At 68.5% G+C, this 17,844-nt stretch carries 19 protein-coding genes, 2 tRNA genes and 1 pseudogene; 13 read left to right on the top strand and 9 right to left on the bottom strand.

Features of this window, described 5'->3' with window-relative positions; genetic code table 11:
* Nucleotides 1–365: 365 nt before the first annotated feature.
* Nucleotides 366–1,628 carry a glycosyltransferase 87 family protein gene (locus ACFQ4H_RS07445; protein WP_377568400.1) on the bottom strand — a complete coding sequence of 421 codons (1,263 nt, stop codon included), beginning with the start codon at nucleotides 1,626–1,628 and terminating at the stop codon, nucleotides 366–368.
* A 67-nt stretch (nucleotides 1,629–1,695) separates the two neighbouring features.
* Between ACFQ4H_RS07445 and orn the strand changes: the two genes are divergently transcribed.
* Together orn and ACFQ4H_RS07435 are read left to right on the top strand one after the other, a co-directional pair.
* Entirely contained in the window at nucleotides 1,696–2,292 is a 597-nt protein-coding gene (orn, locus tag ACFQ4H_RS07440; RefSeq protein WP_377568397.1) for an oligoribonuclease, read from the top strand.
* A gap of 99 nt (nucleotides 2,293–2,391) precedes the next feature.
* A tRNA-His gene (locus tag ACFQ4H_RS07435) sits at nucleotides 2,392–2,467 on the top strand.
* Nucleotides 2,468–2,615: 148 nt separating this feature from the next.
* Here the strand turns inward: ACFQ4H_RS07435 and ACFQ4H_RS07430 are convergent.
* Nucleotides 2,616–3,905, bottom strand: a complete 1,290-nt coding sequence (locus tag ACFQ4H_RS07430) for a L,D-transpeptidase (protein ID WP_377568394.1) — start codon at nucleotides 3,903–3,905, stop codon at nucleotides 2,616–2,618.
* Between the two features lie 193 nt (nucleotides 3,906–4,098).
* On the bottom strand, nucleotides 4,099–5,358 hold the full coding sequence (locus tag ACFQ4H_RS07425) for a L,D-transpeptidase (RefSeq protein WP_377568392.1): 1,260 nt from the start codon (nucleotides 5,356–5,358) through the stop codon (nucleotides 4,099–4,101).
* A gap of 191 nt (nucleotides 5,359–5,549) precedes the next feature.
* Between ACFQ4H_RS07425 and ACFQ4H_RS07420 the strand changes: the two genes are divergently transcribed.
* Nucleotides 5,550–5,625 (top strand) — tRNA-Lys (locus tag ACFQ4H_RS07420).
* Nucleotides 5,626–5,778: 153 nt separating this feature from the next.
* Here the strand turns inward: ACFQ4H_RS07420 and ACFQ4H_RS07415 are convergent.
* The 3 genes from ACFQ4H_RS07415 to ACFQ4H_RS07405 form a co-directional block, all read right to left on the bottom strand.
* A complete protein-coding gene (locus ACFQ4H_RS07415) occupies nucleotides 5,779–6,294 on the bottom strand; it encodes a P-loop NTPase family protein (protein WP_377568390.1) in 516 nt (171 codons plus the stop codon).
* A gap of 64 nt (nucleotides 6,295–6,358) precedes the next feature.
* Complete coding sequence (locus ACFQ4H_RS07410; RefSeq protein ID WP_377568387.1) at nucleotides 6,359–6,934, bottom strand: flavoprotein; 576 nt, start codon at nucleotides 6,932–6,934, stop codon at nucleotides 6,359–6,361.
* Nucleotides 6,931–8,268: a hypothetical protein gene (locus ACFQ4H_RS07405; RefSeq protein ID WP_377568385.1), complete on the bottom strand. Its 1,338-nt coding sequence runs from the start codon at nucleotides 8,266–8,268 to the stop codon at nucleotides 6,931–6,933. The genes ACFQ4H_RS07410 and ACFQ4H_RS07405 overlap by 4 nt, the downstream gene beginning before the upstream one ends.
* A 426-nt stretch (nucleotides 8,269–8,694) precedes the next feature.
* Between ACFQ4H_RS07405 and amcA the strand changes: the two genes are divergently transcribed.
* The 5 genes from amcA (at nucleotide 8,695) to ACFQ4H_RS07380 (ending at nucleotide 10,862) form a co-directional block, all read left to right on the top strand.
* Nucleotides 8,695–8,859 carry a multiple cyclophane-containing RiPP AmcA gene (gene amcA / locus ACFQ4H_RS07400; protein WP_377568382.1) on the top strand — a complete coding sequence of 55 codons (165 nt, stop codon included), beginning with the start codon at nucleotides 8,695–8,697 and terminating at the stop codon, nucleotides 8,857–8,859.
* Nucleotides 8,856–9,167 (top strand): hypothetical protein, encoded by a 312-nt coding sequence (locus tag ACFQ4H_RS07395; protein ID WP_377568380.1) that lies wholly within the window; start codon nucleotides 8,856–8,858, stop codon nucleotides 9,165–9,167. Before amcA ends, ACFQ4H_RS07395 begins: the two co-directional genes overlap by 4 nt.
* Before the next feature lie 156 nt (nucleotides 9,168–9,323).
* The gene (locus ACFQ4H_RS07390) at nucleotides 9,324–9,842 is read left to right on the top strand and encodes a DUF6244 family protein (RefSeq protein ID WP_377568637.1); all 519 of its coding nucleotides are present in this window, start codon (nucleotides 9,324–9,326) and stop codon (nucleotides 9,840–9,842) included.
* A 158-nt stretch (nucleotides 9,843–10,000) separates the two neighbouring features.
* A complete protein-coding gene (locus ACFQ4H_RS07385) occupies nucleotides 10,001–10,399 on the top strand; it encodes a CdiA C-terminal domain-containing protein (RefSeq protein WP_377568377.1) in 399 nt (132 codons plus the stop codon).
* Nucleotides 10,400–10,409: 10 nt separating this feature from the next.
* Nucleotides 10,410–10,862, top strand: a complete 453-nt coding sequence (locus tag ACFQ4H_RS07380) for a SitI3 family protein (protein WP_377568374.1) — start codon at nucleotides 10,410–10,412, stop codon at nucleotides 10,860–10,862.
* A 120-nt stretch (nucleotides 10,863–10,982) separates the two neighbouring features.
* Here the strand turns inward: ACFQ4H_RS07380 and ACFQ4H_RS07375 are convergent, their stop codons facing one another.
* Both ACFQ4H_RS07375 and ACFQ4H_RS07370 read right to left on the bottom strand, forming a co-directional pair.
* Nucleotides 10,983–11,243, bottom strand: coding sequence for an NUDIX hydrolase (locus tag ACFQ4H_RS07375; protein ID WP_377568647.1), 261 nt, complete (start codon nucleotides 11,241–11,243; stop codon nucleotides 10,983–10,985).
* Nucleotides 11,168–11,329, bottom strand: a complete 162-nt coding sequence (locus tag ACFQ4H_RS07370) for an NUDIX domain-containing protein (protein WP_377568371.1) — start codon at nucleotides 11,327–11,329, stop codon at nucleotides 11,168–11,170. Before ACFQ4H_RS07370 ends, ACFQ4H_RS07375 begins: the two co-directional genes overlap by 76 nt.
* Nucleotides 11,330–11,952: 623 nt before the next feature.
* Between ACFQ4H_RS07370 and ACFQ4H_RS07365 the strand changes: the two genes are divergently transcribed.
* Nucleotides 11,953–12,750 (top strand): DeoR family transcriptional regulator, encoded by a 798-nt coding sequence (locus ACFQ4H_RS07365; RefSeq protein ID WP_377568369.1) that lies wholly within the window; start codon nucleotides 11,953–11,955, stop codon nucleotides 12,748–12,750.
* A gap of 125 nt (nucleotides 12,751–12,875) precedes the next feature.
* On the opposite strand, the gene ACFQ4H_RS07360 is transcribed toward ACFQ4H_RS07365, so the two are convergent.
* Entirely contained in the window at nucleotides 12,876–13,364 is a 489-nt protein-coding gene (locus tag ACFQ4H_RS07360; RefSeq protein WP_377568634.1) for an HAD domain-containing protein, read from the bottom strand.
* 513 nt (nucleotides 13,365–13,877) lie between these two features.
* Between ACFQ4H_RS07360 and ACFQ4H_RS07355 the strand changes: the two genes are divergently transcribed.
* The 4 genes and pseudogenes from ACFQ4H_RS07355 to ACFQ4H_RS07340 all read left to right on the top strand — a co-directional run bounded on the left by ACFQ4H_RS07355 (nucleotide 13,878) and on the right by ACFQ4H_RS07340 (nucleotide 17,814).
* On the top strand, nucleotides 13,878–14,765 hold the full coding sequence (locus tag ACFQ4H_RS07355; protein ID WP_377568367.1) for a replication-relaxation family protein: 888 nt from the start codon (nucleotides 13,878–13,880) through the stop codon (nucleotides 14,763–14,765).
* Nucleotides 14,766–15,145: 380 nt separating this feature from the next.
* Nucleotides 15,146–15,963 (top strand): annotated as a pseudogene (locus tag ACFQ4H_RS07350) (DUF2637 domain-containing protein).
* Nucleotides 15,938–16,342: a helix-turn-helix transcriptional regulator gene (locus ACFQ4H_RS07345; RefSeq protein ID WP_377568365.1), complete on the top strand. Its 405-nt coding sequence runs from the start codon at nucleotides 15,938–15,940 to the stop codon at nucleotides 16,340–16,342. The pseudogene ACFQ4H_RS07350 and the gene ACFQ4H_RS07345 overlap by 26 nt, the downstream one beginning before the upstream one ends.
* Complete coding sequence (locus ACFQ4H_RS07340) at nucleotides 16,339–17,814, top strand: tyrosine-type recombinase/integrase (RefSeq protein ID WP_377568362.1); 1,476 nt, start codon at nucleotides 16,339–16,341, stop codon at nucleotides 17,812–17,814. Before ACFQ4H_RS07345 ends, ACFQ4H_RS07340 begins: the two co-directional genes overlap by 4 nt.
* Nucleotides 17,815–17,844: the final 30 nt, after the last annotated feature.

Genomic DNA, 17,844 nt, shown 5'->3' with positions numbered 1-17,844 from the left:
AGGTTCCCGGTCACGGCGAGTGGCCCTCCGCGCTGCCGAAGCGGAGGGCCACTCTCACCGGGGGATCGGTGGACCGAAGGAACGCTGCGTTGTTGGCGATAGATTACCCGGCATTAGGGAGACTGGATAGATCTGTCCATTTAGTGCAAGTTTGGCTACCGGGGACATGTCGCGGCGGTTCCGTGACGCGGCAGTTCCGTGGTCGTGATGGATCCATGGTCGCGATTGATCCATGTTCGTGGTGGGTCCGTGGTCGTGATCGGTCCGTGTCGCCGCAGCTCCGCCGGTCCGGTACCCGCCCGGCCCGGCCGCCGTGTGGACCTTCCGACCACGTCGCATCGGCTGCTCAGCGTGTCGTCTGTGGCTCAGCGTGTCGTCGGGACGGTCGTCACCGGGCGGCGGGTGGGTAGCACCACCAGTAACAACACCGCCAGCAGCACGTACACGTTGCGCAGGAGGAACTCGATCGGGGAGTTGGTCCGCTCGGTGGCCACACCCCAGTCGTAGAACGAGACCACCCCGTACACGACGCAGACGTACACCCCGATGGCGAGGGCCAGCAGCGGTTTCCGGCGGCCCTGCCCGCGACCGTTCAGTCCCGTCGACGGCGTTCCCAGCCCGGCGTCGGCCAGCACCACCACCGCCGGGATGAACCAGTAGACGTGGTGCGTCCAGCTGATCGGGCTGGCCAGTGCACCGACCAGCCCGGTCAAGGTCAGGCCGGCGAGTTCGTCGCCTTCGCGAGCCGCCCGGGCGGCCCGCCACAGCCCGTATCCGGCGATGATCGCCACCAGCGCCAGCCACAGCAGCTGATGCGGCTTGTCCGGTGTGGAGAACCTGCTCAGCAGTCCGAACAGCGACTGGTTGCCGGTGTAGTCGGTCCGCCCGACCCGGTCCGTGGCCCACAGTTCGTGCGTCCAGAACCGCCAGGAGTCGCCGGGCGCGACCGCCCCGGCCAGCAGGGTCGCGACGGCCGCCGTGGCGCTGGCGGCCACGGCGGCCCGCCACCGCCGGCAGGCCAGCAGATAGACGATGAAGATGCCCGGGAACAGCTTCAGCGCCGTCGCCAGCCCGATGCCGACGCCGGCCCAGCGTGACCCACGGGGTACGGCGAACAGCAGGTCGGCCAGGATCAGCACCACCAGCAGCATGTTGATCTGACCGAAGGTGATGGTCTCCCGGGTGCTCTCCACCGCGAACACGAGCGGTACGGCCAACCCCACGACGAGCCAACGGGACACGTCGTGCCGGTCGGCCACCGGGGCGAGCAGCCACTTGGTGGTCACCACGACCGCGACGACCGTGAGGATGGTGAAGATCGCGATGGTGAGGCCGAGCGGGAGGTCGGCGAACGGTCGTAGCAGCAGGGCGGTCAGTGGCGGATACGTGAAGTAGAGCTCACCCTGCACCCGATCGGCCTGCGCGTAGTCGTAGAGCGGGTTGCCCTCCGCCCACCAGCGCATCGCGCTCATGTAGATCCGGAGATCGAAGAAGTTGTGCGGATTGACGATCAGGTACAGCAGCGGCATCAGGGCGGCCAGGGCGACCACGCCGACAAGTCGACGTGCCGTACTACCGCCGGGATCGTCCTCGGCGGTGACAGGGGGCGCGGCTGGATCTGCTGGCACGGGGAAACCCTAGCGGTCGGTTATGGCCGCTGTGCTGAGGCGCGGGGTGCTGGGCTGCGCGTAGTCTGTGTCAGTGGCTGATCTTCTTGTCTGGATCGACTGTGAGATGACCGGGCTTGATCTCGGCAAAGACGCACTGATCGAAGTTGCCGCCCTGGTCACGGATCCCGATCTCAACGTGCTCGGTGAGGGCGTCGACGTCGTCATCCACGCCGACGACGAGGTGCTGGCCGGGATGCCGGAGATCGTGCGGACGATGCACGAGCGATCCGGGCTGACCGAGGAGGTGCGCCGTTCGACGGTCACCCTGACCGAGGCGGAGGACATGGTTCTCGACTATGTCACCAGCTTCGTCAAGGATCCGCGCAGCGCGCCGCTGTGTGGCAACTCCATCGCCACCGACCGGGGTTTCCTGGCCCGGGACATGCCCCGGCTGGATGCGCACCTGCACTACCGCATGATCGACGTGTCGTCGATCAAGGAACTGTGCCGTCGGTGGTACCCCCGGGTCTACTTCGGGCAACCGGCCAAGGGACTGGCGCACCGGGCGTTGTCGGACATCCGGGAGAGCATCCGGGAGTTGGAGTACTACCGACGGACCGTCTTCGTGCCGTTGCCCGGTCCGGACGTCGAGACCGCCAAGGCCATCGCGGCCGAGCTGTAGCGCGCGGTTGGGGGTAACCCGCTCGACGCGGGGGGCAGGGTTGTGGCTATCATTGGTCGGCACCCGCCCGGAGGGCAAAGTTCCGGGTAGGTCGACATGGTGGCTGTAGCTCAGTTGGCAGAGCACCGGGTTGTGGTCCCGGGTGTCGAGGGTTCAAATCCCTTCAGTCACCCCAAATAGTGATCAGCCCCCCTCGGATCCGAGGGGGGCTGATCACTATTTGGGGGACCGGGGCCTCCGGTGAGATGAGCGGTGCGTCCGTACCCGGTAACACCGGAGGCCCGCCCCGATGTTGCCGGGCGGGCCTCCGGTGGACGGGATGATCAGGCGGTGGGCGAGCTGGGCGGGTCGCCCGAGGGGTCCGTGTCGGGGGCGTCCGTCGGAGCCTCGTACGGGATCGCGCTGCCCTTGACGTACTCTTCCCAGCTCATGTTCCAGTCGGTCCAGCCGTTACCGTTCTGCAGCTTCCGCTCGGTGCCCTTGACCGTGATCGGGTCACCGACCCGGGTCTGGTTGAACAACCACGCGGCGTTGGCGGTCGACATGTTGACACAGCCGTGGGAGACGTTGCGTCGGCCCTGGTCGCCCACGGACCAGGGTGCGGCGTGGATGAACTCGCCGCCCCAGGTCATGCGCTGGGCGTACTCGATGTCAGTGATGTAGCGGTTTGCCGGGTTGGGGTCGTCCATCGTGTTGAAGACGGTCTTCTTCAACTTCTCGATGATCACCATCGTGCCGCTGGAGGACGGTGTGCTGGCCTTGCCGAGGCTGATCGGGATGGTCTTGATGACCTTGCCGTCCTTGGTGACCGTCATCTGCTTGGTCTTGTTGTCCACGACCATGATCACCGAAGAACCGACCTTGAGGTCGACGGTGAGGTCGGAACGCCCGTACCAGCCCTCGCCCATCGGCAGACCGCCGACCTGAGCCTTGTACGACAGCTTGGTGTTCGCCTCCCAGAAGGTCTTCGGCCGGTAGTGCACCTCGGTCGGCTTGATCCAGTGCCAGATGCCCTCCTGGGCCGGGGTGGCCTGCACCATCAGCCGGCGCTGCACGTCGGCGCGGTACTTCTCCGGGATCGCCCGGCTGAAGCTGAGCCGCAGCGGCATGCCGACCCCCACCACGGCACCGTCACCGAGGAAACTGGTCACCCGTACCTGGTTGGCAGGCTTGGCCATCGTGGTGAAGGTGCTGGTCGCCGTCGTCGGTTTGCCGTCGCTGCCGGTCGCGGTCACCGTCGCGGTGTACGTCGTGCCGTACTGGAGTTGACCGTTGGGTAGCCAGGTCTTGCCGTCCGGATTCAGCTTGCCCTCGACGGCCTTGCCGGTCGCGTCCTTCAGTTCGACGGCCGGGTTGGTGGCGTCCTGGACGGTGAAGCCGATCTCGGTCGACGCCGGTACGTCCTTGGCGTCCGCCGCCGGGGTGGTGATCGTCGCGGAGGCGGACGTCTTGCTGTCGCCGTCGCCACCGCCGCGCCAAGCCGGTGAGGAGCCGCCGTCACTGCTGCAGGCGGCGGAGGTCAGTGCCACCGCACCGGCCAGGAAAGCCGCCACCAGTGTTCGGGTGCGCCTCCTCGAGTCATGCCGCACCGATTGGTTTCGACTCACTCGCATGTTTCCCCCACAGTCCCGGTTGCCGTGACCCATCGTCTCTCAATGACGCGCCACGGCAAATCTCGGTTGCCGGCCGTGAACAAGAACACCGGCCGAGATTAGACGGACATATCGGATAAGCGTTATTGGTCGCTAGTGAAATGGCCTGTCCGGCGGAAAAAGCTCCCAACCGGACAGGCCATGGTATTACTGCTCAGCTAGCCGGAGTGGTCGTGGGGGCGGCAGCCGGGGCACCCAGTTCGGCGGGTACGGGCAGCGCGCTGCCCTTGACGAACTCCTCCCAGGACAGATCCCACGCCGTCCAACCGTTGCCGGATGCCAGCTTGCGTTCGGTGCCCTTGACGGTGATCGGGTCGCCGACCTTGGTCTTGTTGAACAGCCACTGTGCATTGGCCGTGGAGACGTTGACGCAGCCGTGGGAGACGTTGCGTCGCCCCTGGTCACCCACCGACCACGGTGCGGCATGAATGTACTCGCCGCCCCAGGTCAGACGCTGTGCGAACTGGATGTCGGTGACATAGCGGTTCGCCGGATTCGGGTCGTCCCGGGTGTCGAATACCGTTGCTGCCTTCTTCTCCATGACCACCATCGTGCCGCTGGAGGAGGGAGTGCTCTTCTTGCCCAGACTCACCGGCATCGTCTTGATCAGGTTGCCGTTCTCGTAGACCGACATCTGCTTGGTGGAGTTGTCGACCTTCATCTCGAACCGGCTGCCGATCTTGCCGGTGGCCTTCCGGTCGACGTTGCCGTACCGGCCATTGCTGAGCGGAATACCCTCCAGCGCGATCCGTACGGTCAGCTTCGTATCCGGCTGCCAGTACTCCGGTGCCCGGTAGTAGGCCTGGGTGCCGTTGCTCACCCAGTGCCAGGTGCCCGGCTGCGGTGGGTCGGACTTCACGAACATCCGCTTCTGAACGGCAGCCCGGTCCTTGGTCGGAATGCCGGGAGAGAACTCCACCACCACCGGCATCGCCACGCCGTACGTCTTGTCGTCGAACAGGTAGAGCCCCGAGCCGATCTGCTTACCGGGCTTGGCCATCGTGGTGAAGGAGGTCGTCTTCGTCTCCGTCTGGCCGCCCGGGCTGGTCGCGGTGACGCTGGCCGTGTAGCTCTTCGAGTACTTGAGGGGACTGTCCGGCACCCAGGCCGAGCCATCCTCCCGCATCGAGCCGGTGACCTTCCCGCCGCCGTCCACGGTCAGTGTGACGTCGGTGACCTTTCCACCGGTGACGGTGGTGCCGATCTCCGTACTGACCGGCAACTTCGTGCCGCCGGTCCCCGGGGTGATGGCGAGGCTCAGCGGCTCAGTCGGCGGAACGGCGCTCGGACTGCTCGGACTGCCGGACGAATCGCTGCTCACGAAGCGCGGCTCGGTGCCGCACCCGGTCAGACCCAACGGCACCAACGTCGCCAGGGCGACAGCAGCCGCCCAGGTCCCCGTGACCTTGCCCATCCCCACCTCAGTTTCGCTCGCATGCTCGGAGCACATCGTGCCCGATCCACGCCAGGAATTTCTGTCCCCCCTGGGAACTCTGCCGGGTTTCCGCCCGGGAGTCCGTTGAACGGATGAGGCCGGCCGGGGGAGGTGGATCTGATTGGAGCCCCCCGGCAGGGGCGTGTTAAGGTTTTCCCCGTTGCCAGCGAGCGCCGCTAGCTCAACTGGCAGAGCAGCGGACTCTTAATCCGCGGGTTCGGGGTTCGAGTCCCTGGCGGCGCACCAACGATCAAGGCCCTGACCTGGTGTTTCACACTGGGTCGGGGCCTTTTTCGTGCCTGCTGGCCGGTGGTGGTGGCTCGGTGGGTGCTCGGGAGCCGTTGGACCTGTTGGCGTCGGTTGGACGCGCTCGGGTCCTCGTCGACGTCCGGGGTCAGGTCACCGATTTGTCTCCCGTTTGATTCGGTCGATGAACCGGTTGGTGTGCCGCCGGCTGGTGACAGTGATGAGCCGGACCTTCGCTCCATGTTCCTGGAGCAGGTGACGGACGCGGGGGCGCATGGTGTGCCGGTAGCCGAGGATGTAGCGGACAAAGCTCCAGGTGATCCGGTCGTAGACGCCGTCGGTGGGGTGTTGGCCGCCGTGGTAGCGCCACCGGCGTTCGGCGATGCCCCACAGGCATGTCCTGGCTGGCAGGTCGAGAAAGATCACGGTGTCGGCGGCGGCGAGCCGGATCGGCAGGGTGCCGGCGTAGTTGCCTTCGATGATCCACCGCTCGCCGGTGATGAGTTTCTCCTGCTGGGCGGCGAGCTCGTCCTTGGGTACGGGATTCCACTGCTTGTCGTAGTAGAGCGTGTCGAGGTGGATGAGCGGTGCGTCGAGGATCTGCGCGAGTTGCCGGGCGACGGTGGATTTGCCGCTGCCACCGCAGCCGATGATGGCGATTCGGTCCACGGCTTTCAACGCTAGCGGCGAGACGCGCCGGCCTGGCGCGACACGGTGGCTGACTCGTTTGCGGTCAGGCGTGGCCGGAAGCGGCCGGTCGAGATCCGTGGGCGAGCTGGGCGGCTGTCTCGAAAGCCACCGTCCAGGGGAAGGCTTCCTGCCGCTCGTTGCCGCTGCCGGGCGGGTGCGGTTCCCACTGGTCTTCGGGGCCGAGCAGGACGCGTACCCCTTCGCCACGGAGGCTGGCCACGGCGTGCCGGAACGGTGCCCGGGCGGCGAGGGCGGCGTTGACGAACGGGACGATGACGGTCGGCACCTGCCTGCCGATCAGCTCGGCGACCGAGGTCATGGCGTAGTTGTCGGCCAGGCCGAGGGCGATCTTGTTGATCGAGTTGTAGGTCGCGGGGGCGATGACCAGGGCGTTGGTGGCGGGAAGCGACCGGCGGGTTCCGGGCGACGACTGGTAGGTCGACCGCACCGGATGACCAGTGAGGCTCTCGATCGGCTGCGGGTCGATGAAGTCCATCGCGCTCGGTGTGGCCGTGACCGCCGCTGTCCAGGATCGCCTCTGGGCGGCCTTGACGAGCTGGATTACGTCTGCGGCGGGCCCCGCACCGCAGACGACGATCTGGAGGTGACCGCCGGTCATAGCCGGATCCCGGCGTTGCGGGCGAAGCCGGCAGCGGCGGTGCGAACCGACCCCGTGGCGAGCATGGCGAGGTCGCCAGCGATGCGCTGGACCGCCGGCCGGCAGCGGATCTCCTCGGGTGCCACCTCGTACGCGGTGCGCAGCGCGCTGAGGCCACGCTCGTAGCGTCCCCACTGCGTGTAGGCGCGTGCCACGTCGACATACAGAGACGCCCGGCGCTCGGCCAGGGTCACCTTGTCCAGCGGCACGGTGCGGGCGATCGCGATGGCTGTTCCGGCGTCGCCGAGGGTCAGCGCGATGTTGACCCGGTGCAGTAGGACATTGGCGGCGCCGAAGCCGGTCCACCGATCGTTGCCGTCGTAGCCGAGTCGGGTCGCGGCGCGGGTTGCCTCATCGAGCAGCGCGTGCGCGGTGCCCCGGTCGTCCCGGCGGGCGGCGGCGATGGCCCCCCGAAGGACGAGAGCGCCGTAGACGGCCACCGCATCGGACGACGCGAGGCGGGTGTCCCGGTCGAGCGAATCAGCGGCGTTGCCGGCGAGGGCCACCGCTTGGGCGTCGTGGCCGTTGCCCATGAGCGCGTGGGTCATGATCCGGGCGCTCGCGGCGATCGCCACCGGGTTCTGGCTCTTGGCCGCGGCCCGGTTGCTCCGTTCGGCCGCTACCAGGGCCATCCCCTGATCGCCAACCTTGAGTAGGACGCTCCCGGCGACGTGGTACAGCTCGGCGGCCAGCACCTCGACCTGCGAGCAGTGTTCGCCCGCTACACCGGACCTCACCGCATCGAGGGACGGCAGTAACGCCACCAGCCGATCGAGTACGTGCGCGTACCGGCACGCCTGATAGTCGATCTTGGCACCGGCGACAGCCCGGGACAGCTGCGGTACGGACAGTGCCGCACCGTCGGGGTGCGCTGGCGCGACGAGGGCGTCGAGCAGCAACGCCACGTTGGGCGCGGCGGCGACGCCAACCGCCGCTCCGCGTAGAAGCTGCCTGCGCCGCACGTCACCATCCGAACCTGAGTCGCCGTCACCGTTGTCGCCAGTATCCGCATCCCGGCCGGTGTCCGGGCCACCCGCACCTACAAGTGCACCGTCGGTGCCGGCCGCGCGCAACGCATCGAAGCGTTCCCGTACCTCAGGTGTGGCGCGGGACAGCACGGTGTCCAGCGCGGCCTGCATGTCCGCACGGGGGAGCACCTTGTCGCCCTGGCTGCTCCACTTGGCCACGGTCCGCCGCGCCGCGCCGAGGTGCTCGGCGAAGGCGGTCACGCTCATCCGCAACGCCTTGCGCAGCGCGTTCGCATCCTGGCCGGTCCAGGTCGTCACCGTAGCCATCGCACGTCCTTCCGGAACGGACAGTCACCGGTGGACGTGATGGTAGCCGCACACGCGGTGACCACAGGTGCACCGCCGGTGCACCGGCGAGACATTCCGTCCGTGCACGGCCCAAGCGAGCCTGGATGTGCCGGCGCGCCCGATCTCCAACGGCGCGCCGGTGGGCCAGCGGCAGCTTCACGGCAGGGAGATCCAGATGGACGTGTCGATCGGCGACAGGTCGGAACGCGACCCGACGCACCGGCAAGTGCTCGCGCCGGGCACTCCGTCGACCGCACGGGTGACTCCCCGTTCGCGTACCGCCAGCAGGGCTGCGTGGGCGGGTGACCGGCGGTCTGCTCCCCACCGCCGGCCGACGGCGGTGGGCTTGCCGGTACGCCGGCAAGCCCACCTCGCACCGATGCCGGCATCGGCCGGGGGTCGGCCATGACCGTGTACGTGTCGCGGTACGCCGTGACCGGCGAGCTGGCGACAGACCGCGCAGCGGTGGTCCCGGCGGCGGTGGGACCGGGCTCGGCCGACCCGCCGCTGTTGACGCACGTCTGGCGGGTCTTGTTCGAGCAACAGGCACGGAAGTGCCGCCGCCGATGAGTACGGACGGAACCGGTGCTGCCGAGCAGCACCGGCCCGTGCCGGCGGAGCATCTGCCGTTGCGTCCGCTCTGGCTGTGTCGCCGCTGCGGGCAGCCCTGGCCCTGCGGACGGGCGCGGCTCGTACTGGTCGCCGAGTACCGCGACAACACAGTCGGTCTCTTCCTATACCTGGCCGGCCTGCTCTATGAAGCCATCGACGACCTTCACCAGCTCGATCCGAGCACCGGCGGCGATGTCAAAGGCCTGTTTGACCGGTTCCTCGGCTGGCCCGCCCGACACCACGGTGGGGCTGAATCGCCCCGATGACCGCGATCTTCCGCCGTCTCATCGCTCTCTCCTTTTACCGCCTCCTCGGCCGCGACCACTGATCGCTTACTCCTCCGCGACGTCTGGTGACGTCGGTGCCGTGCCGGTAGGTTCGACCTCCTGAGCTCTCGTCGTCAGGTGGAGGAATCCGGCAGCGTGTCGCACGTCGAGAAGATCACTACGGAGCTACGTACGCTGGCCGCCGGGGTCGAACGTGCCCAGGCCCTGGCTGCCGCCGCTGATCAGCAGGCGCAGGAGATCGCGCTGCGCGCGGCGGGTGCCGGGTTCGCCGCGGTCGCCGCCGGTGTGGCGCGGGTTCGCGGAGCCATCGCCACCGTCCGGGGTGGACTGGGTGGTCTCGCCGGGGCTGTCGGTGATGCCGCGAAGGTGGCCGCTGGTGTCCCGGAGCAGGCCAGTCCGGGGGAGACGATCAGCGGGCTGACGCCGGTGCAGAGTGCGGTCGACGGCATCCGTGACCAGACTGCCGCCACGATCACCCAGGTCGGTGAGGCGCAGCAGCTTGTCGTCGGGGTTCTGCAGGGTGGGCAGCCAGGGCCGCTGCTGCAGGCCCTGGAGAGCATCAAACAGGTGCTCGTCATGCTGGTTCAGCGCACCGCCACCACCCGCCAGGCGGTTGACGCGGCGATCGCCGAGGCACGCCAGTTGGGAAACTGAGCGGGGCTGGCGGTGCCGTACCGACCAGCCCTGCCTCGGATCCCACACCGTCCCCCGGCAGGGGCGTGACGACGCCGTGGACGCGCAAGCCGACCGGAGAGCACGGGGGCGCGCCTACCGGTCGGCGGACCCGGATTCCTCCGAAGGAGGACGAACGCGTGCGGCGCTCCCTGGAACTGGAGAACCAGTGCGCCGATACCGTCGCTGCGGAGGGGTACCGGCTCCACCAGAACCCGACCCGGCAGGAGGTCGCTGATGCCCGTCTCGGTACCGGTGATTCCGGGAAACCGGGCAAGGATCCCGACTACCTGATCGAGGGACACGTCTTCGACTGTTACTCCCCGATGCCGGCGAAGAGCGTGCGAGGCGTGTGGAGCGGGGTATCCGACAAGATCGACAGCGAGCAGACCCAACGGGTGGTGGTGAACCTCCACGACTGGCGTGGCGATCTCCCGGCGTTGCAGAGGCAGTTTGACGACTGGCCGATCGCAGGGTTAAAGGAACTGGTGGCGGTGACGCGCAGCGGGGCGATAATCCAGATCCTGCGACGAGACTGAAGGGCTATCCATGGCGACCGAGTACCGCTTGACGCTGGCCGGCGACGTTCCTCTCGATGTGCTGGCCGGCGTCGTCGCCCCAGACGGTGCCGAGGAGTCGGCGGTAGATGGCAGGCCCCGGGTGTGGAGTGCGGACCTCAGCGACCGGTGCGGTTACACGGTGAGCATCTACGGCGGGTCCCACGGCTACTTCGAGGTCGAAGATGGTGACGGCTCGATGTGGGAGTGGGAACCGGAGCGGTACGTCACCATAGGCTTCCGGCTGCGTAAGGACGAATCCTCCGACCGGGCGACGCGGGAGATGCTGGCGTCGGTGGCCCGGGTGCTGGACGAGCGGTCGGAGGACGCCGCGCTGATCCTCGACGCCGACTGGCTGCTGCTGACCCGCTTCTCGGGGGCGCTGCGCAGGTACGCGCCGAGTTGGTGGGGTGTGCACGGCGGGGAAGATCTTGTCGACCGGTGAGTGGTTCGGAGCCGGTCGTCGGCGATGACGCCGGTGCCGTGAGGAGACCTCTCTGGCTTCGTATGCAGGTGGACCTCTATGTCCCGGTACCGGGCTGCGGCCGAGGCTCCGCGTTGACGGCTAACTGTTCGAGGTCGCGGCTCCATCCTCGAGGTAGGCGCCGCCTTGGCCGGTAGCGGCGATCGCCGCGGTGACCCGCCGAGCCAGTCGGGGAATCAACATCTCGTCCAGGCGTTCCGGCTCGACGAACTCGAAGCCGTCCAACTCGTCCCGGCACAGTCGCATCGCCGCGATCTGATCCGCCGTCAGCGCCCCGCCGTCGAGGACGAACATGAGTCCCCGCCGTCCCACGGCTGGCTCGCCGGTACCCAGTCGACGCACAGCAGCGCTCCCGCGGGTATCGACAGACCCAACTCTTCCTGGATCTCGCGGGTGCAGGCGTCTGCCGGGGACTCGTCCGGCTCCACGGTTCCGCCGGGAACTTCCCACGTCTTTGTAGGCCGGGTGGACCAGCAGCACCCGGCCGGTCTGGTCGCGGAGGATCACGCCGGCCACCGCGCGGACCCGCGTCACGCTGGCGATGTAGGACAGGTCCGGTTCGGTCCACGTCTCGGCCACGCGACCGACCCTACGGGGGCTCGCCTCGGCGCATCGTCCGTTCCTGAAGGAAGACGCGGCAACGCTCCCCCCGGGGCGTGGTCACTTTTAGTAACCACGCATCGGTGCGTGGCGCTGCGTTGTCGAGTCGAGCTGGTTTAGGTTTCGGGCCTCTGGCAGATCGGCGCGCTGTAGGGCGCCGATCGTGGAGATCAACTAACAGCGGTCTGATTTGACCGTACCGCGCTTTCTGTCCTCAACTCTTCGGTTGATTCACTGAACAGTGATCACCAAAATCGGCCCCAAAACCCCGGTTTGTATATGTGGGTGCTCGCACGGCCTGCCGACGCCTCGTATGGCGGCCGAGGGCGAGCGCTGTGTGCGGTGACGGCGGTCCCGGCTTCCGATGTTCCCGTCGGCGCATTGATCACTCTCTGTTACGGCTGTCAGGGACGGGATGTCGGACTATCGACGCCAGGAGGATCATCGGGGAATGGGCGACCAGGGTGCCACGGGGCGGTTGTCCCCGCGGCGGTGGCGGATCCTGTCGTACCTGGCGCAGCATGGTTCCGCGACGACACTGGACGTGGCGCTTGTCTGCGGAGTGTCGCGGCTGACGGCTCACCGGGACCTGGTGTGGCTGCACGAGGCGGGACTGGTGCGCCGCGACCGCTCGGCGGAGGACCGGACCCACACCTGGTGGTACGAGGTCACGGCCGAGGGAACCGACGTGCTCCGGCGAGCCCTGACAGCGTCGGGGCGGCCGGTTCCGCTGCGGCTGGGGCAGCGGTCCTACGGTCGGGCGGATGCCTTGCTGTTCCTGCCGTTGGTGGAGGTGTCGCGGCGCAACCCGGGGCGGTGCGAGCTGTTCCAGTGGCTGGCGATGATGGACACCTCGGCGTGGCTGCGTCAGCACGACCTGGCGCAGTTGCGGGCCGACGGCTACGGCGTCTGGCTGCAGGACGGGCGGTGCCTGCGGTTCCTGGTCCACGTCGACCGTGGCCCGAGCGGCGGCGTTGTCGCCGAGCACGAGCGAGCGACGTCAGGTCTGGGTGGATTGTTGGCCGGCTACCGGCGCGCGGACCGGCTGGTACCGGTCGGGGCGGTTCTGCTGATCGCTCAGGATGCCGAGCGGGAGGAACGGTTGCGGGCCGACCTGCTCCGCGAGCCGCTGCGGAATGCTGCCGCCACGACCACGCAGCAGTTGTTGTACCGCCACTGGCCGGACGATCAGGTATGGCAGGTGCCGGGCGAGAGTGGCAGGCGTCGCCTCATCGAGGTCGGATCCTGACCGCACCACGTCACGATTCCCGGGCCGCCGCCGACGCCAGCGGCATGGTGCGGCACCTCAAAAGCGACGGCCCCGACTCGCAGACAGCCGTCCAGCGCGGCACCCGCGACGGCTGGAAGCTGGCCCTACTGCGCCTGCACCAGCCAGCTTTCGATGGCAGCGAGGTCCTGCTCGATCAGGCCGCGATGTGGATCGACCCGATGCAGCAGGGCCGGGCCGGGGTGATGAGTCGACACCCACTGCTGATCGGCGTGGGAGATCTCGTCGTCGACCCAGACGAAGGGGCGTCCCTGCGCCCATTCGACCAGACCACGGGTCTTCCAGTGCAGGACGCCGACCTCGTCGGAGTCGGGCCAGTCCACGACAGGCAGGGTCGGTAGCCCGAGCAGCGGCGCGAGCACGTCATTCGCGTCGCTCATCCAGGTCGTCGCCCACACCAGATCACACGGCAGAGCCTCCAGCCGGCGGCCGTGTTCCGGATTGACCTTGTGCAGCAGGGGATGGGCGTCGGCCGATGGGACCGGTGTCTCGGTGTGGCCGTGCCGCATCCCCTGCTGAACCGCCGTGGGTGTGCCGAGCGGGATGAGGGTGCCGTCCACGTCGAGGAACAGCAACGGGCGTGTGGCAGGGGCGGACATGACCGAGAGGCTAGCCCTCACCCCGCCAACGGCTACCTCCACGCGCTTGCCCCAAGGCCATTCGTCGCGCCGGTGCTCCCGGCGGTCGGCACTCACGCGCCGCTAACGGCGACCACGGCAGGGCGGCGCCGGGATTCATCTCACCGGGCTCTTTCCGCTCCGGCGGCGCTGTCGTGCCCGGACCAGGCCACCAGGACCACATTCCACATCCTCAACCAAGGAGTTCACGTGTTTTCGTCGACACCTTCAACGACTGCCGTAGGCATTGGCAGTGACGAGTTCCGGCTTGATCCCCGTTCGGGGGTCGGGCTTGGCGTCAGCGTTGACGTCAGTCTTCAGCCGGACCCCCGAACCGACCCCGTGTTGCCTCTCACACCGCAGGTCAGGCCGGCTGTCAGCGACATCGGCTTGTCCTGCGACAGACCCTGCCTGGTCTCGGGTCTCTCCCCTGGGGCTGGCATTCCCTACCCGGGAAGGAGGTGCTAGCCGGTGGATGATCCAGTCCTTCGGGTCCAGTCCCAGCTGACCAGCCGTGACCGTGTGCTGCTGGGCTGGTTGTACGACCACGGCGTGTTGACGTCGTTCCAGCTCGCGCACGCCTTGTTCCCGTCCCTCGATTTCTGTCAGCGGCGGCTGCGGACCCTGTACCGGCTGCGCCTCGTCGCCCGGTTCCGGCCGCAGCGGGCCGACGGCGGCTCGTACCCGTACCACTACGTCATCGACCAGCTCGGCGCCGAGGTCGTCGCGGCCAGCCGCGACCAACGCCCGCCGCGGCGGGACCACGCCCGGGTGGAGCGGCGGCGCTGGACCTCGACCCGTAGCCTCGCCCACCGCCTCGGGGTGAACGGGTTCTTCACCGACCTGGCCGGGCACGCCCGCACTCACCCGGGCACCGGCTCGGTGGAGTGGTTGCCGGAGGTGGTGTGCCAGCGCGCCGGGACGTTCACCAGCCGGCAGGATCCGGGGCTGGTGCGGGCGTATCAGCCGCGGGTACGCCCGGACGGCTACGGCCGGTGGGTCGAGAACGGTGTCGAGGTGCCGCTCTTCGTCGAGTACGACACCGGCGCCGAGCAGTTGTCGATCCTGGCCGGCAAGGTGGACGGCTATCAGGAGCTGTTCGGCACGATCGAGCGGGCGTGGCCGGTGCTGTTCTGGCTGCACTCGGCCGCCCGGGAGCGCAACCTACACCGCGTGCTGGCCGACGTGCCGCTGTCGGTGCCGGTCGCTACCGGGGCCCGCGACCACGCCGCGACGGCGGGCCTGAGCCCAGCGGAGGCGGTGTGGGCCGTGGCCGGCGGAGGAGGACCGCGGCTGCGGCTGGCTGACCTGGCCGGGTACGTCGTTGACGTCTCCGAGCGGGCGGGTGAGGCCGCTTGATCAGCGACGGCACGAGGGCGGCGGACGGTACCTCTGCCGTGGAGCGGACAGCAAGGGCCGGCGTCTGTCACGGCTCTGTCGTGAGCAGCTCGGCTGGTGCTGACGGATCGGTGAGAGCACCGGACGTCCGCTCCCACAGCGGCCGGACCGCGTCCCCGTCTCGCGTTCGGGGCAAGCGGTCCGCAGTCGGCGTCCGGTTGGCGTCCCGACGGTTGTCCGACGCCGGGCCGGTCCGCTATCCGGTCCCGCCTCCTGCGACTGACGGACGGACCGGAACCCGGTCCGGGTCGAGGAGGTGATCGGCCACGACAGCACCGATCCGTGACCCGGAGGCACGGCCGCGCGATAGCCGCGTCGAGGGCGTCGTCCAGGTCGTCATCATGCTGGCCATCGGAGGCGCAGCCGGGGCGGCCAGCTTCACCCACGTCCACAACGTGGCCGCCGCGCACGGCCAACCCGGCTGGCTGGCCTGGGCCGACGCGATCGTCCTGGAACTGATGTCCATCGCCTCCGGTCTGGAACTGCGCCGCCGCAAACGCGCTCACACCTCCACCGTCTTCCCGTCCACAGTGCTGGCGTGCGCGGTCACCCTGTCCCTGGCGGCGCAGGTCGTCGAGGCCGAACCCTCGATCATCGGCTGGGTCGCCGCTGCCGTACCCGCGCTCGGATTCCTCGTCATGGTCAAGATCGCCCTCGGACGGACCAGCACCGCCACGCCCGCCCCTGCCATGGCGGTTTTGGACTGCCAGCTCAATGAGGCCGGACGGACTGTTCCGGACAGCGGACCGGAAGAGACGGTGCGGTCCGCTGTCACGGCGGGGGAGCGGTCCAGGACCCGGACCGTCCGCTCACAGGACGCGTGTCGCCGACGTGGCTCACCGCGGACGGGCAGGCACTGACCCGGGCGGCGCTCGCCGAAGCCCTTCGCGCAGCCGGTCACACCGCGTCCAACACCCGAGTATCCGAACTCCTCAAAACCCTCAAGACCGAGTCGTCCGCACCACCCGAGCTGATCGCGAGCCCGGCCGTGCCGACCAACCCGACGCCGCCGCCTTTGTCACCGCAGCGGCGCAACGGTGGCGGAGCAGCCACCCCTGCGCCGGTCGACCCCGACGGGAGCACCCCGCTCCTACCGCACAGCCATCCATCTCATAACCAGGAGAAGCCTGATCATGAACAGCCTCACGAATCACGCTGACCAGACCACCCGCACCACGATCGACAGCACCACCACCGCGCCCAGCGTCGGGGAGGTATGGACGGTTGAGCGCATCCGTGCCCTCGGTGTGACCACCACCCTCGCCACCACCGCCTCGGTGCTCGGGATCAGCCGATCCCAGGCGTACCGGCTCGCCGCCACCAACCAGTTCCCCATACCGCTGATCCGGGCCGGCAGCCGCATCATCGTCCCGGTCGCCGCCCTGCTCCACCTCCTCCAACCCGCCCCCGCCGAAACCGGCGGCGGGCGACTTGAAGCCGACGCGAAGGTGAGCGTGGATGCGATGACCCCGCCACCAGCGGATTCCACCCGACACCGCTGGCGGCACCATACGAAGCATCCAGGAGACGATAAGTGAAGGGATCAACCTTCAAACGCTGCGGCTGCCACGACAGCGTCACGGGCCGGCGACTGGGACGCTCCTGTCCCCAGCTGCGCCGGCCCGGCGGCGGCTGGTCCCGCACCCACGGCCACTGGCACTGGCAGATCGAAATCCCCGCCCGCGCCGACGGCACCCGCCGCCCACTCCGCCACGGCCCCTACGCCACCCAGGTCGACGCCGACGCCGTCCTAGACCGCATCCGCGCGGTGCTCGCTGTCCCCGACCCCACCGACCCGCACACCACCGTCAAGACCGGCGACCTGATCGAAACCGCCGTCAAAACCGGCGCACCCGTTCCCACCCCGGACCAGGTCCGGCGGGCGCTGCACCTGGACATCACCCCGACCGAGCTGCCCACGATGCAGGCGTACCTGACCGACTGGCTCGCCGGGCGCAAGAACATCAAGGCAGGCACTTTGCGCTCCTACGAAGGGCACATCCGGCTGTACCTGATCCCGCACCTCGGCCACCTGCGCATCGACCGGCTCCGCCCCGGCCACATCGACGCCATGTACGACACCATCGCCGAACGCAACACCACCATCGCCACCCTGCGCGCCAGCCGCGACCCCGCCAAACGCGACCAAGTCAAGAACCAGCGGATCGTCGGCCCCAGAACCCTGCACGTCATCCACGCCACCCTGCGCAAAGCCCTCAACGACGCGATACGCCGCCACCGCTACATCGACACCAACCCCGCCCTCATGATCGAACTACCAACAGCCCGACCACCCAAGCCCACCATCTGGACCGACCAACGCATCCGCACCTGGCGCGACACCGGCACAACCCCCAGCCCCGTCATGATCTGGACCCCGGAACACGCCGGCAGATTCCTCGACCACACCCACGACGCGAACGACCGGCTCTACGCCCTCTACCACCTCATCACCTTCACCGGCCTCCGCCGAGGCGAAGCCTGCGGCCTGCACTGGGACGACCTCGACCTCGACGCCGCCACCCTCACCGTCCGCTGGCAACTCGTCCAACACGGCTGGGCCACCGCCATCGACACACCCAAAACCAGCGACAGCGAAGCCGCCGTTGCCCTCGACACCGAGACCGTCGCGGTACTACGCGCCCACCGCACCCGCCAACATCGCGAACGCCTCGCCGCCGGTGCTGCCTGGACCACCACCGGACTCGTGTTCACCACGCCCACCGGAGGCCGGCTCCACCCTGCCGACATCACCGACCACTTCCACCACCTCGCCAACCAAGCCGGACTACCACCCATCCGGCTCCACGACCTCCGCCACGGCGCCGCGACCATGGGACTCGCTGCCGGCGTCCACATGAAGGTCATCTCCAACCGGCTGCGCCATTCCAGCCCACACTTCACCGCCAAGTTCTACGGCGATGTCCTCCCCGAGCTCTCGCACGTCGCGGCCCAAGCTACTGCGGCTGTGGTGCCCCGACGGCGAGGCGGCGGAGCGCAACCGGCATAGGCAGGGGCGACAGATGCTCGTGGTCGTGGG

The organism is Micromonospora sonneratiae, from assembly GCF_042679305.1.
Lineage (GTDB): Bacteria > Actinomycetota > Actinomycetes > Mycobacteriales > Micromonosporaceae > Micromonospora_H > Micromonospora_H sonneratiae.
Note: the sequence above shows the minus strand (reverse complement) of the source record. Positions and strands in the feature narration are given on the sequence as shown.

Bases quoted from the DNA above. Each gene is read 5' to 3' on its own strand.
- amcA (WP_377568382.1), top strand. From the start codon at position 8,695: ATGACCGTGTACGTGTCGCGGTACGCCGTGACCGGCGAGCTGGCGACA.
- ACFQ4H_RS07405 (WP_377568385.1), bottom strand. From the start codon at position 8,268: ATGGCTACGGTGACGACCTGGACCGGCCAGGATGCGAACGCGCTGCGC.
- ACFQ4H_RS07365 (WP_377568369.1), top strand. From the start codon at position 11,953: ATGGGCGACCAGGGTGCCACGGGGCGGTTGTCCCCGCGGCGGTGGCGG.
- ACFQ4H_RS07345 (WP_377568365.1), top strand. From the start codon at position 15,938: ATGAACAGCCTCACGAATCACGCTGACCAGACCACCCGCACCACGATC.
- ACFQ4H_RS07380 (WP_377568374.1), top strand. From the start codon at position 10,410: ATGGCGACCGAGTACCGCTTGACGCTGGCCGGCGACGTTCCTCTCGAT.
- ACFQ4H_RS07410 (WP_377568387.1), bottom strand. From the start codon at position 6,934: ATGACCGGCGGTCACCTCCAGATCGTCGTCTGCGGTGCGGGGCCCGCC.
- ACFQ4H_RS07425 (WP_377568392.1), bottom strand. From the start codon at position 5,358: ATGGGCAAGGTCACGGGGACCTGGGCGGCTGCTGTCGCCCTGGCGACG.
- ACFQ4H_RS07430 (WP_377568394.1), bottom strand. From the start codon at position 3,905: ATGCGAGTGAGTCGAAACCAATCGGTGCGGCATGACTCGAGGAGGCGC.
- ACFQ4H_RS07395 (WP_377568380.1), top strand. From the start codon at position 8,856: ATGAGTACGGACGGAACCGGTGCTGCCGAGCAGCACCGGCCCGTGCCG.